This is a genomic window from Paenibacillus jilunlii, assembly GCF_900102965.1.
In the GTDB taxonomy this organism is placed as follows: domain Bacteria; phylum Bacillota; class Bacilli; order Paenibacillales; family Paenibacillaceae; genus Paenibacillus_AQ; species Paenibacillus_AQ jilunlii.
Genome location: NZ_FNGM01000022.1, coordinates 33400 through 50457, shown reverse-complemented (window position 1 = coordinate 50457; position 17058 = coordinate 33400). Strand labels below are relative to the sequence as shown.

General features: G+C 52.4%; 17 protein-coding genes and 1 riboswitch. Of the genes, 1 reads left to right on the top strand and 16 read right to left on the bottom strand.

The window, feature by feature from the left end; all coding sequences use genetic code 11:
* Window positions 1–10: 10 nt before the first annotated feature.
* From BLQ82_RS26795 to BLQ82_RS26730, 14 genes are all read right to left on the bottom strand, one after another.
* Window positions 11–1192: an MFS transporter gene (locus BLQ82_RS26795; protein WP_062525715.1), complete on the bottom strand. Its 1182-nt coding sequence runs from the start codon at window positions 1190–1192 to the stop codon at window positions 11–13.
* A 71-nt stretch (window positions 1193–1263) separates the two neighbouring features.
* A complete protein-coding gene (locus tag BLQ82_RS26790) occupies window positions 1264–1554 on the bottom strand; it encodes an ArsR/SmtB family transcription factor (protein WP_039273287.1) in 291 nt (96 codons plus the stop codon).
* A gap of 68 nt (window positions 1555–1622) precedes the next feature.
* Window positions 1623–1958 carry a hypothetical protein gene (locus BLQ82_RS26785; protein WP_143013567.1) on the bottom strand — a complete coding sequence of 112 codons (336 nt, stop codon included), beginning with the start codon at window positions 1956–1958 and terminating at the stop codon, window positions 1623–1625.
* Window positions 1959–2316: 358 nt separating this feature from the next.
* Complete coding sequence (locus BLQ82_RS26780; protein WP_062525719.1) at window positions 2317–3330, bottom strand: potassium channel family protein; 1014 nt, start codon at window positions 3328–3330, stop codon at window positions 2317–2319.
* Between the two features lie 4 nt (window positions 3331–3334).
* A complete protein-coding gene (locus BLQ82_RS26775) occupies window positions 3335–3727 on the bottom strand; it encodes a DUF350 domain-containing protein (RefSeq protein WP_020427415.1) in 393 nt (130 codons plus the stop codon).
* Window positions 3724–4314, bottom strand: coding sequence for a signal peptide protein (locus BLQ82_RS26770; RefSeq protein WP_425281121.1), 591 nt, complete (start codon window positions 4312–4314; stop codon window positions 3724–3726). The genes BLQ82_RS26775 and BLQ82_RS26770 overlap by 4 nt, the downstream gene beginning before the upstream one ends.
* A 43-nt stretch (window positions 4315–4357) precedes the next feature.
* Window positions 4358–5581: a glutathionylspermidine synthase family protein gene (locus BLQ82_RS26765; protein ID WP_062525721.1), complete on the bottom strand. Its 1224-nt coding sequence runs from the start codon at window positions 5579–5581 to the stop codon at window positions 4358–4360.
* Entirely contained in the window at window positions 5578–6291 is a 714-nt protein-coding gene (locus BLQ82_RS26760; RefSeq protein ID WP_082722763.1) for a hypothetical protein, read from the bottom strand. Before BLQ82_RS26760 ends, BLQ82_RS26765 begins: the two co-directional genes overlap by 4 nt.
* 22 nt (window positions 6292–6313) lie before the next feature.
* Complete coding sequence (locus tag BLQ82_RS26755) at window positions 6314–6532, bottom strand: hypothetical protein (RefSeq protein WP_208810739.1); 219 nt, start codon at window positions 6530–6532, stop codon at window positions 6314–6316.
* A 26-nt stretch (window positions 6533–6558) separates the two neighbouring features.
* Complete coding sequence (locus BLQ82_RS26750) at window positions 6559–7908, bottom strand: MFS transporter (protein WP_062525723.1); 1350 nt, start codon at window positions 7906–7908, stop codon at window positions 6559–6561.
* Window positions 7909–7987: 79 nt separating this feature from the next.
* Entirely contained in the window at window positions 7988–9112 is a 1125-nt protein-coding gene (locus BLQ82_RS26745; RefSeq protein ID WP_062525725.1) for a response regulator, read from the bottom strand.
* Window positions 9113–9135: 23 nt separating this feature from the next.
* Entirely contained in the window at window positions 9136–12219 is a 3084-nt protein-coding gene (locus BLQ82_RS26740) for a hybrid sensor histidine kinase/response regulator (protein ID WP_062525727.1), read from the bottom strand.
* Window positions 12220–12352: 133 nt separating this feature from the next.
* Window positions 12353–13657: a nucleobase:cation symporter-2 family protein gene (locus BLQ82_RS26735; RefSeq protein ID WP_062525728.1), complete on the bottom strand. Its 1305-nt coding sequence runs from the start codon at window positions 13655–13657 to the stop codon at window positions 12353–12355.
* Window positions 13651–14265, bottom strand: coding sequence for a xanthine phosphoribosyltransferase (locus BLQ82_RS26730; RefSeq protein WP_062525730.1), 615 nt, complete (start codon window positions 14263–14265; stop codon window positions 13651–13653). The genes BLQ82_RS26735 and BLQ82_RS26730 overlap by 7 nt, the downstream gene beginning before the upstream one ends.
* Before the next feature lie 433 nt (window positions 14266–14698).
* Window positions 14699–14802, bottom strand: a riboswitch (purine riboswitch).
* Window positions 14803–15026: 224 nt separating this feature from the next.
* Between BLQ82_RS26730 and BLQ82_RS26725 the strand changes: the two genes are divergently transcribed.
* Entirely contained in the window at window positions 15027–15581 is a 555-nt protein-coding gene (locus BLQ82_RS26725; protein WP_062525732.1) for a hypothetical protein, read from the top strand.
* A gap of 267 nt (window positions 15582–15848) precedes the next feature.
* Here the strand turns inward: BLQ82_RS26725 and BLQ82_RS26720 are convergent, their stop codons facing one another.
* Both BLQ82_RS26720 and BLQ82_RS26715 read right to left on the bottom strand, forming a co-directional pair.
* Complete coding sequence (locus BLQ82_RS26720; protein ID WP_062525734.1) at window positions 15849–16532, bottom strand: S-layer homology domain-containing protein; 684 nt, start codon at window positions 16530–16532, stop codon at window positions 15849–15851.
* A gap of 85 nt (window positions 16533–16617) precedes the next feature.
* A complete protein-coding gene (locus BLQ82_RS26715; protein ID WP_143013566.1) occupies window positions 16618–16980 on the bottom strand; it encodes a winged helix-turn-helix transcriptional regulator in 363 nt (120 codons plus the stop codon).
* Window positions 16981–17058 lie beyond the last annotated feature (78 nt).

Genomic DNA, 17058 nt, shown 5'->3' with positions numbered 1-17058 from the left:
TTCTATGCATTTATGATGCAAACTCCTTCTTTGTTTTCGCATGACTGGTCAAAATACCGCTGAATATGAAAGAAAACAACGAACCGGCAAAGCATATAGCCGCAAATATGCCTACGGCGGAAAAACCGTTAAAAGTCGCGTAAATCAGGCCTGCGATCCAAGAACCGAGCGTTGTCGCAGCGTACATGATTGAATTGGCTAAGCTGGAGATCGTGCCGCGGATGGTCGGATTTAATGAATTCAGCATTCCCAATATTAGGGGAAAAGCGATCCCCATGTTAACGAATATGAAAAAGTAAACACTTTCGAAAGCCGCAACCGATGGCAAATGAGGCAAAATAATAAAACATGCGATAGAGACAAGAAAGCCCATAACCAGCGTATTGAAACGGTTTAACGTTTTGATCACATAGGCACCGCCGAAGCTCCCGACTATATTCCCGAGACCAAGAAAAAACATAACGTACCCCGCTTGATCAATTGAAAGGTGAAAGCGATCCGTCACCCATTTTCCAATGAAAGAAAAGGCAGCAAAGAATCCACATTGAAATAAGAAATGAGCGAGGAAAGCCTTTCTCGCCATTCGGCTGTTCAATAGTGGGATGTATCTACTGAAAATCGGAGTCTTGGTTTTTTGGCCTTGATTCGGTTTCATTTCGGGCAAAGCATAGAAGATGAATACCGCTACCAATAATGCACATGCACCGATTGTAAAAAAAGGATAATACCAATGGGTTGAGGCAAGCAGACTTCCAATAGGGATGCCGAACGCTTGAGAAGCAGCCAAGCCTGCCATGACGATTCCTGATACTTTGGCGATTTTTGACGTTGGAAACAGAGCAGGGATCGAGGCCCAGACTTGAGGCGCCGTAAATGCTGCGCTGACTCCGGCTAAAAAACGGAAGAAGAACATCGACCAAAAACCTGTGGCAAAGCCGCATAACATGGTTGAAACCGAGAAGCATACCATGCCGGAAAGCATTACTTTTTTGCGATCCCATCCATCGGAAAGCGGTCCAGCAATCAGTGCAAAAATGGCATAACCTAAAGCATAAGACCCCACCATCCAACCGGAAAATTCGGTCGGGATATGAAACAAGCTCTGAAGAGTAGGGATAAGCGGAGAAATCAAAAACGTATCCGTACCGATAACAAACATGATGAGGAAAAATAAAGCAGTTAATTTGATCATTCTATTCACCCTTTGTAGTTAGTTCTATAGTTCAAAGATTATTGAACTAATGAAAAAAAAAGAATTTCTTTCTACAACGTATCCAGAAATCCGGGTAAGTAAGTTTGAAATGTCTCCAAATCGATGCTCATATACTTCGCTTGAGCTTCTTTTCGTACCTTGATCAATTTCGCCTCCTTTAAAGTACGTAAGTGATACGAAGTATTCGATTTCGTAGTATCGCGAATGTGTCCTACTTCTCCACAATTCATCTCCTTCTTGCTGGCGTATAGAGCTCGTATGATGTCCAATCTTGTTTCATCAGCTAACGCCTTAAATATTTTGACTCTGAGCTCATCATTTATTATTTTTTGAGTAGTCATAAAACCATTGTACTAAGATATCGCTACAAATCAAGTCTTTAGCAAAATACCACCATATTCTCCGATTTTTAAGGCAAATATTTTGATTTTGTCTCCACCATAAGATCCGAATACCTGAAAAATGTGATGAGCGCCATTATTAATGATACCGCATAATTTTGCCTGGACGGCTCATAACCTCCGGTTACGATCCGCCAAGTGTAGACCGACGTTGAAATCATACCCAAGGCAATCGCACCCAAAGGAAAAACGAACAAGATGGAATACGAATATAACTCGAAGTCCGTCAGACCTAGTATGCCGAGGGCAATGACTACCGACAATAACATTCCGAACAGACCGATTAGGTATGCCGGTAGAGCCTTCTTTGCGTTCTGCTCATTCTTGTTAATCCTGAAACTCATGAAATCGCCTTCATTCTGGACAACAGCCGAATTCATCATGCCACGGGGGTAAGTTGGAAAAAGGTTAACTAATTTGCCCCAGGACCCTATTCTCTGCAGATGAAGTGGAAAAAGGTACACTAATTCAGCTCATTTCGGCCCTAACGGAGTAAACTAGCCCAATTAAATTCCCTTTTTTCCACTTAACCCTCACAATTGTTTATTTTAGGTAAAATAAGTCCCTTTTTTCCAACTAGTCTTGGCGAATGAAGCCGGTGAGCAAGCCGTTTCCTGGATAACAAGAAAGAGAGCTGCCCGGGCCAACCCATCCCCTGCAGCTCTCTGGTTAATGTATTAGGATATGAGGCCTGCCGGCCTGCTAGCCCTTAATCTGCCGGTAAGTCTCCTCATCCGACACGATATAGAGCCTGGCGTCCTGCGGGATCGGCTGGTCCAGCTTGCGGTTGATGCCGAGATCTCCCCGGTCTGACAGCAGCGTCGCCCCCCGGCGCAGCAGTGCCTGAAAGGCATCGCCATAGGTATGCCAGGCGGCATCCCGCGGAATTTCATAGATGTCATCCCCATGCTCACGGCTGAGCAGCTGGGTGATGACCTCGGAATTCCCTTCCTGCAGCGCGGAACGGACTGCCAGTCTGGAAATGGCATCATGCGACAGCACGAACTCATTGACATGGACATGGCGGAAGTTTTGGATGTTCTTTTCCTGCATAATCTCCACAGTGGTATGTACCTCCGGGGCAATCCGCTCAATACTGGAGGCAATCAGCAGGGTTTTGCCATCCGTCAGGGAAGCCTCGTCGATCCGTGTATCCCCGAATACGATGGCAGCCTTGGCTCCTTCAATTCCAGCCTTCAACAGGATGTCGTCGCTGGAAGGGTCGCCGCTGATGAAGTGGACATGCTCCAGCTGCTGTAGCGGGTGCTGGCCGCTCTCGTCAATGATGACAATCCGGCAGTCCGGCGTATAGCAGAGAATCTCGTCAACAGCAGCTTGCGTTTTGCGGTTCCAATTGATCAGTACCACATGGTCTTTCCCGTGAAAGCTCAACGTCCCGGCTCCTCTCCTTCTTTGCAGTTCCCCCATGGCATCAATAACTTTCCCGATAACCAAACTGAGCAGTCCTATGCCAAAAACATACAGGAACATGGTAAACAGCTTACCTGCCACCGTGGCGGCAAAAAAGTCGCCGTAGCCCACGGTGGACATCGTTGTCATGACCCAATAAAAAGCGTTGAACCAGTTACTGAAGGTTCCCGGCTCCAATAAAAAGGCAATAGTTGCGCTAATCACAACAAAAGCCAGGATAATCAGCCCAATGGACTTCTTCTTCAGACGCATCAGCTTGCCGGACAAACGAAGCAGAAAATGCATCGGCTTAAATGATCAGACTGCTGACGGCAAATGCCGTGCCGACGAACACCAGGCAGAGCATCACGCCTACAGCAACATTCCCCTGCTTCAGATGATCCGAGATCTTGAACCCCGGCGTGAACAGCTCGAAGATCCAGTAGGCGGCAATCAGGCAGACATAGCCCACCGCGAACCAGAGCATCATGAACCAGATTGAGGTATTTGTATATGCCGCCACACCAAGGATAATCGCCGTAGCCAGAAATTTGCCGCCAAGGGCCAGCGCTACAGCCACATTGCCCTTCTTCAACTCATCCATGTCCTTGAACGGAGTCATCAGGGTAAATACAACCATCCCGAGCACCTGCAGCAGAATAATCGTCAACACACTCACTACCAGATTAATAACAATCGTCAATTTGCCCACCCCCGGAATTTTGCGTAGGCCGAATCATAATCGGCGAAATCATGCACTTCCTCCAGCACCACGGAGGCTTTCTTTTGTTTCTCCAGCGCCTTATACCGCTTATCATCGATCGGCTGCTTGATCCGGTTGCCGGAAGGCAGCTCAACCACGGCAAAATTTCTTGTTTTGTTCTTGTACTCTGTCTTGTATACCCCGACAAGATCCACATCCGTCGTAATGGACACCTTCAGACGGGTCAAATCTTCGGCAGCGGCCTTCTGGCTTGCATACGATTTGATCGTGGACCAGGAAGACAAGCGGATATCATTCTTCTGGTCCGCATCGGTTACCAGTTCGGCATCCATAAACTGCAGGGTCCATATCTTGTCGCCGGTGGCATAATTGCCGTCGTTCGGAAGCAGCTCATTGTCCGGCAGTACCGTCATATCGCTGCCGATAAGGTCCCCCACCGTACCTTCCACCACCCGGTAGTCCCACGGCACGCGCGATACGCTGTCGGTCGTCTCCGTATCTGTATGAAATACACTGTCCGAGTTGCCGGAACATGCGCCAAGCAGCAGCACTGCCATCAACAGCATGCCAAGAACTGCTCCAGCACGAATCTTGCTGCTCCATCGGTTACTATCCTTGTTCATCTTCAAGCCCTCTCACTCCTAACGCGATAAAATGGCTGGCGTTGCCTGTAATCGGCCCGCCTGCGCGGCCCAAAAGCCCGCAAGGCACGCCGTTGATCACGAACATGCCGGTCAGCAGGTGAAGCTCCCCTTCCGGGGTTTGGATACGGGCCAGCTCTGCCCGCTTCTGATATACCGTCGGGAACAGCACACTGCTGTCGAAGCCATCCTCATCGGCCAGCTCCAGCGCCCCGCTGTCATCGAAGATCCGCACCGAGCCGCCTTCACGGCCGAAGACGGACTTGGACACAAAGCTGCCGGAGAATACCGGCTTGTTGTAGGTTGGGAGAATGTAGCTGGCTATCGCCCGGCGTTCCTCCTCGCTGAAGAGCAGCCCCAGCTCATACATTCCCCATACGGCGGCGATCAGCCCCTTGGACTGCAGCAGGATGCTGTGCGGGCCGTTGAACAGCTGAAGCTGTCCGCTCTCAATGGCGTAGGCAAGCGCCTCGCCGCCATCGTCCACCGCCATCCATTCCTTCGGATAGAGGGCGAACATCCGCTTGATGATCCGGTTCTCCGCATCCCTGACCGTTCCTTCGTCGATCCACAGATCCAGACAGTCGACGCAGCGGATATCCAGACCGCTGTGCGCCACCAGCGCCTCAATCGTTCCGGAATCCTCCTGATGGGTCCCGTAAGCGACACAAGCTGCCGTATCCGGCTGTTCGATGCCCCAGGCAGCTGCCAGCTGTTCCTTCATTCCATTGTTCCGGCTTGAAATACCGGCTTGCCCGCAAATCCAAGGCGTAGCAATGGATGCTTCTACATAGCCGGTTGGTGTATCCGCATTCAGCTCCAGCAGCTTGATCGTGCCGTCGCCGGCTACCGCGAAATCGAATCTGGCGTACCGGCTGATCAGCCCCGGCTCCGGCAGCGGAGTGTCGTCCAGCATCTGCCACAGTACCGGAGGAATGCCCAGCAAATCATACAAATCATGCCGCCGGTGCACATAGCGGACGGCCTTGTCAAGGATGCTCCAGAGCTTAACGGAAGCCTCCTCAAGCTCCTTATAAGTCTCGCCGCGCATCACGGCCACCGCGTCGAGCCAGTATTCCTCATCTTCCAGATCAGCCCAGGTAAATCCAAGCTTATGCAGCTGTTCTACACGGGGTGCCCGTTCCAGTCCCGACTGGTCAAGGTATTCAAAGACGCTGTCTGCAGGGCTCATCCGCCAAAACCGCTTTTGCCGGAGCCTGATCTCGAGACAGAGCCTGATTTGCTGCTGGAGCTGCCGCTCTTGGACGAGCCCAGACCACTGGATTTGCCGCCGACTCCGCCTGCCTTGCTCGAAGTGTTCCTTCTGGTGATCGAGCCGGTGGACGAGGTGGAGGTACGGGGCTTAACCACTGAACCGGCTACAGGTTTGTTCTGAAAGCTGCCGCTGTTATAGCTTGGTGCCTTGTACTTAGTCCGTGTGCCGCCATAATAAGTTGGGCGGTCATTGTACCAGCTTCTTGATGAATAAAATGAGCCGCTGTTGAACAACATGTGGTACAGCAGCAGATCGTCCCAGCCGAAGCCGGAATTATAGCCGCCGTAATTGTTGATTACCGTTGTTCCGCCTGAGGTGACTACTCCTTGTCCTTCCTGCAGCACCTCTCCGGCATTTTCTTCCGGGTAAGGGATATTCCAGTCTACATTCTTGTCAAAATAAGCTTTGACTTCCTCCGTGGACCAGGACACCAGTGTCGGTTCCTCAGAGCTGCCGCCTGCTGCACCGGCTCCCCCCGGAATAAATAAAGCATTGGCCAGCAGGGCAATGCCCAGCGACGTAGACAATACCCGGATTGGTTTGCCGTCCGGGGTGAATAGTCTGGATGCCGCCGATTCTTTCACTGGTTCTTTCGCTGGTTCCTTTGCTTGTTCATCTTGTGCCAATTTGAGACCCTCCTCTCTGACCTTATTCTTCTGTGCGCATAGGGACGAGCAGGAGCTCAAGCTTTCCCGCATCCACATTCAGCCGCCCTTCCACGGCTTCATACTCCCGGCTGCCAACCACAATATAATTGACATGCTCCAGAGCCGCAACCATGTTCATGCTCCAGGTGCGCTCCTCAATGACACGCAGTTCGCCTTCCGGCATCTTTTCAAACAGAATCACATTCATTCCAGTATCCACTTTTTCCTCATCCTTCCTGATCACTATTATGCTTCTGATACGCTCTTAGCGCCATTTCGTTTCAACTCCATCCATCGGGAGCGCCGATATAAAAGCACCAGGCTCAGGGAACACAGACTTACCGCAAGCAGAAGGCCATAGACATTGCGGTAAGCGCCCGCTGGCGCCAGTGTCCGCTGGGCATGCAGCAGCAATCCGCAGACGGCAACGGAGACCGATCCGCCGAAGAACTGGATCAGCTGCAGCAGCCCCATCCCTGACCCGATCCAGGTGCGCGGCAATATGCCGGAGGCCTCATTATTCAGGGAAGCCATGGTTGCCGAAAAAGCCGGCGAGAAGCACAGGTACCCGAACAAGAGCACGAGCGGTGATGCCGGCAGCTCCAGTGCAAAGACAGCCAGGACAGCGGCCAGCACCCCGTGGCCAATCAGCAGAAAGCGCAAATTTCCGTACCGGTCAATCCAGCGGCCGACAAAACGGGTCAGAAATGCCGATACAATGGCACCGGGGGCAATATACAGCCCGATCATCAGCGCCGATTGATGGAATAGATTGGCCAGTGCAAGCGGCATCAGAAATAAATTACCCAGGTTCAGCACCAAAATACTGAAGCCGATGGCGGTCAGCTTCAGATACCCGGGCATTTGGAGCAGCTTGGGATTAATGAAGGAATCCCGGGCTTTGCGGAGATGTACGGCATGAATCCCAAAAGACACGGCACTCACCGCAAGCCATATGTAGGATTGGCTGGTTACAGCCACAAGCAGGCTCCCGGCATTGATAACCGTCAGCGCTGCTCCGTACAGATCAAAGACCGCCGCCTGGTGCTGCTCCTTGGGCAGCAAGTACAGCAGCACCGGCAGAACAAGCAGCACCAGGCAGGTAATGCCAAACAACCCGTTCCAGCCAAAATATTGGCTGATAAGGCCGCCTGCGATCGGTCCCAGACCGAAAGCCATAGCGCTTCCGACTGAAATCATGGCGATGGCGGCACCGCGTCTGGCCACGGGCACATACCGGCTGGCGAGCACCAGTCCAAGGCCAGCCATCACTCCGGCGCCTGCGGATTGGAGAATCCGCGTAATAAGCAGAACATTGAAGCTGTGCGCAAACAGCCCGGTTACCGAAGCCAGACCCAGCGTAGTCAGGCCGACCGTCAGCAGCCTGCGGATGGGCACCAGATCGGATAGTCTGCTGTAGATCACCGTAGACAGGGCATAGCCGATAGAATAGCTGGAGATCACCCACGATCCCAGATCGGCGGAAATATGCAGATCTTGAATAATTGTGGGCAGCGAGACATTGAACATAGTGGTGTTCATCACAACGATAAAGAGGCAGAAGGTCCATAGCGGCATTACGACTTTGTCATTCATTCTTACTCCATCCCTATCTATATTATCTGGCATGGCTCCACTAAATTCTATGCTCTTGCAATATTATTGGCAATATATTCTACAATACTCTCTGGACCCAGCTGTCTATAAGGCTGCCGGGATGGACGCCAAGCTCGCTATACAGCAGGGCCTTGTATTTCTCGTAGTGTTTCCTGAATCCGATAAAATCACCCAGGTCGGCATAACTCCGCAGGGCCAGCCGGCAAATATCCTCCGAATACGGATCGATCTCCTGCAGGGAAATCAGGCGGGCCAATGCCTCACGCGGCCGGGCTGAGCCCAATTCGTATTCCGCAGAACGAAGAGCCATCTGCAGATAGGCGGTCTGCAGCTCCTTGCGCTTCGGCTCGGCCCAGTCATAATGATTCTCGGCAAGATAGTCCCCCCGGTACAAGGACAGCACCTTTTCCCGGCTGGCCCATTCCTGATCGGTCTCCACAGGAGTTCCACGCCACCCCCGCACGAATTCCTCCACATCGTAAGACACGTTCTTATAGGTTAGACGGTAACGTTCCTGCGAGAACTCGACAAGCACGTCCATGCCCCAGTTCTTCAGCAGCTTGCGGATATGATAGACTGTCGTATGCAGATTGGTTACCGCCTTCTCCGGCCCGAAGTCCGGCCAGACCAGATCAACAATGGTATCCTTGAGCATCCATTGCCCGTGATTATGGAGCAGCAGGGCAAAAACCTGCTGCGCTTTGCTGGTCCGCCACTGCAGCTTCCTTCCAGGTTCCCCGGTATCCAGAAATTCCAGCCGCTTGAAGCCGAGAATAGAGAGGGCCCGCGCTTCAGCAGCGGGCTCCGTTTCCCTCACGGACTGCTTCTCATAGCTCTCCAGCCGCTCCAGCGTTTTGCCTAACCGCTGGGAGGTTACCGGCTTCAGCAGGTAATCAATCGCGTTCAGCTCAAAAGCCTCAATAGCATACTCGCTATAGGCAGTAATGTAGACGACACGGATACTACGGTCCAGGACCGCGATATGCTCCGCGGCCTCAAGCCCGTTCATCTCCGGCATGCCGATATCGAGAAAGACAATATCGGCCCGCTCCTGCTGCAGGTGCTGCAGGCCCAGCCGTGCCGAGGTATACTTTCCGCTGATCTCCAGCCGTCCATCCTTGGCCAGCAGACGTTCAAGGTGCTGAAGCGCAGGTTTCTCATCATCGATCAATATTGCCTTCATGGGCCGGATTCACCTCTTGTTTCCTATTCTCGGGTTGTGCCCGTTCTCGGTATGGTATAAGAAATCGTCGTTCCCTGGTCCGGCACGCTTATGACAGACAGACCTGCCCCGTACATTTTGAGCAGCCGGCGCTGGATGTTGCGGAGGCCGATGCCCCCTTCGGTCCGCTCTTCCGACAAAATCTCAGCGATCCGCTCCTGCGGCATGCCGACGCCGTCATCCGTTACGGCAACAACCAGATGCCGGGGAAGCTCTCTGATGGACAGGGTCAAGGTACCGCCGGATTCCTTCTGCATCAGTCCGTGGTTCACGGCATTCTCCACAATCGGTTGAATGGAGAGCGGCGGCACCAGCGCCATCGTATCCTGCGGCAGATCAAAAACAATGTTGAGGCGGTCATCAAAGCGTGCTTTTTCCAGGGCAAGGTATGATCTTACCAGCTTCAGCTCTTTCCCGATCGGCACGGTCTGTCCGCGGTTCTGGAAGTCGAAGCTGCTGCGCAGATACTGGCTTAGATCCAAGAGCAGCTCCGTGGCCATATCAGGATCATCGGGACAGACCGAGATAATGGCATTCAGCGCATTGTACAGAAAATGCGGCTTGATCTGGGCCTGCAGAAAAGCGATTTCTGTCTGTACCGAGGTGCGGATGGATTTGCGCATATCCAGCAGCGTACGCACACGCGCCTTGAATTCACGAAGCTCTACCGGTGTACTCAGGTAATCATTGGCGCCCGCCTCAAAGGCCGCCTGGATATCTTCCGGCCGGTTGCTGGCTGTAAGCACCAGAATGGGCAGCTCCGACAGGATAAACCGTTCGCGGATCGCCTTGCATAATACAAAGCCGGACATACCGGGCATGACCCAATCGGTAATAATCAGATCCAGTTCAGGAAAGTCCCGCATTTGCAGAAGCGCTTCGGGACCGCTCTCCGCTGTGATGACTGTATGATTCTCCAGACGCAGCGCATTAGCCAGCACCTGGCGGTTGACGGGATCATTATCGACGATCAGTATGAAGCAGCTTTCTTCTCCGCCAGGGAGATCGGGCAGCCCGCTTGCCATTTCCATAGCGGCTGCAGACTCCCATCCCGTAGGCTCCAGAACCTCCTGATCCGTAAAGGCCGTTCTCTCCTTTAATATCGGCAGTGTAAAGGTAAATTCCGAACCTTCCCCGGGGGTAGACTGCACTTCAATACTTCCGCCGTTCAGCTCCACCAGCTTCTGGGTAATGCCGAGGCCCAGACCGAGCCCATGATAGGTTTTTTTGGCATCCGCGGCCTTTGGATCATAGGCATCAAAGATCGTTCCCAGACGCTCAGGGGCAATCCCCTGTCCGGTATCCGCCACGATGACGGCCACATACTCTTCTTTAACCTTGGCAGAGAGTGTTATCACACCTTTATGGGTATGGTTCACGGCATTTGCCAACAGATTGAACAGAATCTGCGACAGACGTTCCTCGTCCGTCTCCAGCAGCGGCAGCGGCTCCGGCAGCTCCAGCCTGAACTCCAGGCCCCTCCTTGCGGATATGTGGCTGGTAACCTCCAGGACAGAGGACGCAACCATACGCAAATCCACCGCCTGCCGCTTCAGAAACAAATCCCCGTGGTTCAGCTTGGCGAAATCCGACATGTCGTTGATTAACGAGCCCAGGCGTTTTCCCGTCGAAACAATCATGGACAGCTGTTCCTTTTGCTGCGGATTTAAAGCTCCTGAAGCGCCATCAGCCAGTGTCTGGGCCATATTCACAATGCCCTGCAGCGGCTTGCGCAGTTCATATGAGGTATCCGCCATGAAATCGTCCTTCAGGCCATCCAGGGTAACCAAACGGCGGGACAGCTGCTCTACCTCAAGAAATGAGGACTTGTATTTTCGGGTCATCATTATGGCCTGTACGAACCCGAACAGGATGATTTCATAAGAAATTACATTATAGCTGAGGTGTATACTCGATAAGCTAATCAGATAATACAGGATCACCACGCTCAGACTCTCAATGCTGACCATCATGAGAAACGTATTCTTGGGCTGCTGCTTGGTGCCCTTGACCATGACATAAAGCACAAAGCTGAGGCTGACAGAACCCCAGGTGAGCAGCAGAGCCTCCAGGAAGCTGAAATAATAGGCAGGTACGCATACCGCGATAACCAGCAGCAGGGAAGTAATGAACTTCGAAGCCTTCATCACAGCCTGGGGCATCGGATAATTAATGGAGTTGGCCACGTACCGGAGCAAATAATAGTAGACCAGCGTGGAAGAGATTAACTGCAGCTTTAGTACGATTTCATAAGGCAGGCCCGGCAGGCCGCAGGCAATCAGCTTTTCTCCGTGGGTCAGAATGTACACGAACGCCGACATGCAGAAGAGACCCAGATACAGCGTAATCCCCCGGCCTTCCCTGACTCTGGAGAACATCAGCAGAAATATGGATAGAATGAAAAAACCGCACATCGCCGCCCCATCCGCAATCAGCGCAAATTCCCGGTGCTTCAGAATGGCGGTCTGGTCTCCAAGGATGACCGGCTGGACAATCCCGCCCGAAGAGTAGCTGTAATTGGACACTTGCACAATGATCTCCAGCCTGTCCCCGGTGACAGACGCAAAGCCCGTATAAGGGATGTTGTTCTGTTTGCCGGCGGAGACAGAACTGGACGGAATACCGCTGCTGCCGATTTCCTGGCCGTTCATATACACTTTGCTTGCCGTGCGGATATTACTCGTTCGCAGGCCGTAAACGACGGTTTCACCCGGCGTGATCAAGGCCTGCATCCGGTATGTGGCATAGCCTTTAGCCGTACTTTTACCTCTTGCGGAAATATAATCATTCCACTTATCCGGGACATTGATCATTGTGGAGATAGCAGGCGGAGACGCATGCCCCGGCTGGAAATCCCCGGGCTCAAGCAGCCTATTGCGGTAGAACTCCCACTCCCCGTTAAGCCTGACCAGACCATCCGCTCCAAAGTCCCAACCGCGTAAATCCATGAGTCCCTGCCGCAAAACCGGCTTGTGCTGTGCATCCGTTATCAGTTGAACGGTCGAGAACAGCGGAAGAATGAGAACCAGCAGGAGACTGCCTGCAATACTCTGCCAATATTTCTTCATCCTCTCTCCCCTCTCATCCGCGATTAGCAAATTATACCGTGGAACACTTTAATAGATAAAGCAAAAAAAGCCGATTCCAATTATATTTCGGAATCGGCAGAATAACTTTTTAGCGTTCAGGACTTGCAATATTTTACTTAACTTGGACTTCGGGTGCTGCGGCAGCAGGGGCAACGTTGTCCTGTGCTCTGGAGAGGAAGATATTCAGAATAATGGCGGTCAGCGAGCCGGAGACAATTCCATTCTGGAGCAGCATTCTGGCGAATTCAGGCAGCTGGTCGAACATGGAGGGCAGCACTGCTGACCCCAGTCCCACAGCGATACTGCAAGCCGCAATCAGCAGATTGCCGTCCTTGCGCAGGTCAACCTCAGAAAGGATCGACATCCCGGATGCCGCCACGGAGCCGAACATGACAATCATCGCACCGCCAAGCACGGCATTCGGTACCACGGTCGTCAGCGCCGCCAGCTTGGGCAGCAGCCCGAGCACAACCATAATTCCGCCTGCCGCAAAAATAACATTGCGCGTCTTGACGCGGGTCAGCGACAGCAGGCCGACATTCTGGGAAAACGCCGTATACGGGAAGGCGTTGAACAGACCGCCCAGCATGATTGCAAGCCCTTCGGAGCGCAAGCCATTCACGACTTGCTTCTGCTCCACCTGCTGGTCCGTAGCCTTGCCTACGGCAAAATACACACCCGTTGATTCCACCATAGAGACGATGTTGACGATAATCATCGTGAAGATGGCGGTAATGCTGAATTCAGGCCACCCGAAATAGAAGGGCCGGGCAATGCTGACCCACGAGGCGCTGCCCACGGTAGAGAAATGAACGATACCCATTGCATAACCGATCACGGTACCGGCTACGAGCCCGACCAGGACCGATACCGAGCGCATAAAGCCTGTCGTGAACCGGTTCACGGCCAGAATCACAAGCAGCGTGATAAGGCCCAGCAGCAGATTGCGGGGCGCTCCAAAATCGGCGCTGCCCTGGCCTCCCGCCACATTGTTCATGGCTACCGGAATCAATGACAAGCCAATGATCGTGACTACAGAGCCGGTAACTACTGTAGGGAAGAACTTCAGCAGCTTCCCGTAAACCGGGGCTGCCAGAACGACGAACAGGCCGGAAATAATGATCGCTCCGTAGGCGGTTGCCAGATTAGAGCCCGAAGCGATAGCGATGATCGGGCTGACTGCAGTGAACGTACAGCCCAGCACAACCGGAAGCCCGCTGCCGAAATGTTTGCTGCTGATAATCTGCAGCAGAGTAGCCAGACCGCAGGTGAACAGATCCGCCGCGATCAGGTAGGCCATTTGCGTTCCGCTTAGATTCAGCGCCCCTCCGACAACAAGCGGCACAATGACCGCTCCGGCATACATCGCCAGCACATGCTGCAGCCCGAGGGCTAATATTTTCTGTTTGCTTAACATTCCACACTCTCCTTGATCATTTCTGCTGTTTCTGGATTTCCGATAAAATGGACTTCCCCCGGCGACATCGACGCGATTCTGGCCAGTGCATGGACAGCAATGCCTCTGTCTTCAAGCAGGCTCCGGCCTGCCTGAAAGCTTTTCTCGATCACACAGCCCACGCCCAGCAGCTCCGCTCCCGATTCATTCACAATATCCGCCAGTCCCACCAGCGCTGCCCCCGTAGCCAGAAAGTCATCGATAATCAGCACTTTATCCCCCGGACCCAGGTACTTCTGCGAGATGCTGATCCGGTAATCCTCCTGACGGGTAAAAGAATGCACCGGTGCCGAATAGACGCCTTCGGATTGGGTAACAGCTTTCTTTTTCTTGGCATAAATGAACGGCACTCCCAGCGCAATTCCGGTGGCCATGGCGAACTGGATGCCGCTGGCCTCAACGGTCAGGACCTTGGTAACCGGCAGATGCCCGAAGATGCGCCCGAACTCTTCTCCAATCTGCAGCGCAAGCTGCGTGTCCACCTGATGATTCAAAAAAGAGTCCACCTTAAGCACCGTATCCGACAGAATGAGACCCTCTTCCCTTATGCGTTCCTCTAGAACTTTCATGCTGCAAATGCCCTCCCTTTTCAAGAACTGAACGGCTACGCCATCCTTGACTGAATCAATTTTTAGTTTAGCTATGCTTGGATAACCCTTTATCAATCCTTCGCCGACTCTAAGTGGAAAAAGGTTAACTAATTGAGCTCATTTCGCTCCTGACGAAGGAATATGACCCCATTAAGTTCCCTTTTTCCACTTAAATCTCTCAATTGTTGATTTTTAGGAGGAATAAGTTCCCATTTTCCACTTAGCATTGCTCACCTGCGTCAAGAAGTGAAATCATAATTTCCTAAACACAAAAAAAGACAGATCCCCTTGAGCGCTTCTCTCAAGTGAATCTGTCCTTCTGGGTTTTTGTCCCTTAGTGGTGTAACACATACCTGTGTCCGCATCGCTTGGACCAGCCTCTCTTATGCCATAGCATAAAAAAGCGGAACCCTAGATGCGCTATTTCACTCATAGTCGGATAATTACAATGGTTATCCGGTAGAAACTTATGGGCCTTATTCCCAAGATTATATGAGTTATAGAATAGTCTTTTATTAAAAACCTTCGTATATCTTACACGCTCGATACGATCCATACAAGCAAAATTTTAAATACTTTCAGGAGTTTTCCCGGCTTTTCATTGGAGTTTCATTTTTGTTCAAAAATCAGGGCTGCTGGGCTGCTGCTGGTTTATCCTCCTGCGGCGCCCGGATTGCTCACGCTTCCCGGCTGACCGCATTAATGGTAAGGGAACCTATACTACGGGAGGAATGAGACGGATGGCTAGACCCATACAGAAACGGCAGGACCGGATCATCGTCATTATTCAAAAAGGAGCACGGAAGATCATTACCCGCACCCCGCTGGCAGGAGTAGACCGGCTGGTGTTCGTCATCAACAACCAATATACCAATGCGGCGAATACGACACAGATTGCCAGCGGAGCCGGAAGAAGCAGCGCCAGCGGGAGCAACGCAGCCATTGCATCACCCTATACCCGCCAGCAGCAGAGTGTCGGTGCCGGAGGTGACGCAACAAACCTGGGAAGCAGAGGACGGCGCGGCGGCAAGGCATACCTGCCCCTTCCCTACCTGCACGGCAAAGAGGTGGTCGTTGTCATTAATAACCAGACCGTTAAGCTCCCTAAGGGCAGCAGGACCTCCTCAGCGACTCAAGTCGGCAGCGGGGGAGGAACGTACAGCGCAGGGGGAACCAACGCAGCCATTGACAGTCCTGCAACAAGACAGCAGCAGGCAGTCGGCGGCGGGACGGGCGGTCATGCGTTGAACAAGGCTGCTGCCAAGCGGCGGCGGGGCAGCAGGCATTCCCGTTAGCAACCTTCCGGACACAAAAGCGCGAATTTCATAGACAACACCGAAAATTTCTGTAAAAATAGCAATTTTTCGGTGTTTTTTCGGTGTTTTCCTTTCATCGCATCGCTTCTTTTCTTAACGGCTCTCGTCTCCGAACTGGAGAACGTGAGCTGGAGTACCGCAGGGAAGCGGAGCAGGAGAACTTAGCAAAAACCGCAAGCTCCCTTGGATAGGGCTTGCGGTTTTTGCTGTGCCGCGATGCGGCCGCCTTGAAATGCTGGAGCAGGCTTACTCTTGCAGGCCGCCGGCAGGAGCCGGATGTGCAGCGATGTACTCCAGCGCGTTATAGATCATTTCCGCCGCTTCGGCGCGGGTGATACCGGCAGCCGGATGGTATTTGCCCGCACTGTCCAGACTGGCGATATGGAGCGCCAGCGCCCGCTGAATGGAGCCGTCGTAGCCGTTGGTGAAGTCAGCACTGTCTGCAATGTCCACCGGCATGATTTTGATCATCGGAAGATTGCTGTGCTTTTCGATTGTCAGCATGAGCTGATGGGTGAACTCCTCACGGGTCCAATTCTTCGCAGGATCAAGATCAGGGGATAGACCAATGTCATTGTTAGCTGCAATAATCAGGGCATTTGCATACCAGGCATCGTTATTGGCATTGGCAAAATAGTCGGTAGCCTGCGGTGCCTTGACGAAACGGAGCAGATCAATATTCAGCCCAAAGGCATTAACGAACATCTGAATACCTTGGGCCGCTGTAACCGCCGCATTTGGCATAAATTGAGTATCGCTGACTCCATGAATAACACCACGCTGCTGCAATTGGGCGATTTTATCCCTGGCCGGCGTGCCGGAAAGATCCTGAAACGCTGCGGCTGCGGCAACGCCCTGTCCGGCAAAAGCCAAAGCCAGCAGTACTGCTGCGGCAGTTGATGCCATTTTCTTCAATCCATTCGTCTTCATTGGGGTCACCTCTCAGCAGGATTTATAAGTAAGGGATCGGCCTCTTCTTTCTTCCAGACGAATAAATTGCTAAAAGGTTGCAGCCCTAATGGTTCAACACATTGTCCTCCAGTACGGCGAATTTATCCCCATACTCCTTGATGATATGCTGCTCTCCCCAGGCACATAAGGAATCGAGAATCGACTGCAGCGTCCGCCCGTAATCGCTCAGCTCATATTCCACCTTCGGCGGCACCTGATTGTAGCTGATCCGGTTGACAATTCCGTCCTGCTCCAGCTCTCTCAGCTGCTGGGTCAGCATTTTCTGGGTGATGTTCGGCATATGGCGTTTTAAATCGCTTGTCCGCATTTTACCATGCGTCAGATGGCAAAGGATCACACACTTCCACTTCCCTCCGATGACTTCAAGTGTAGCTTCAACCGATATATTATATTTTTTGGCCACGATCAGCCCTCCTGATTGGTTATAGTTACTTTTTAGAACCTATAGCACCAAAAAGTGCGTACTATCCTTCGCCGCTGCAAT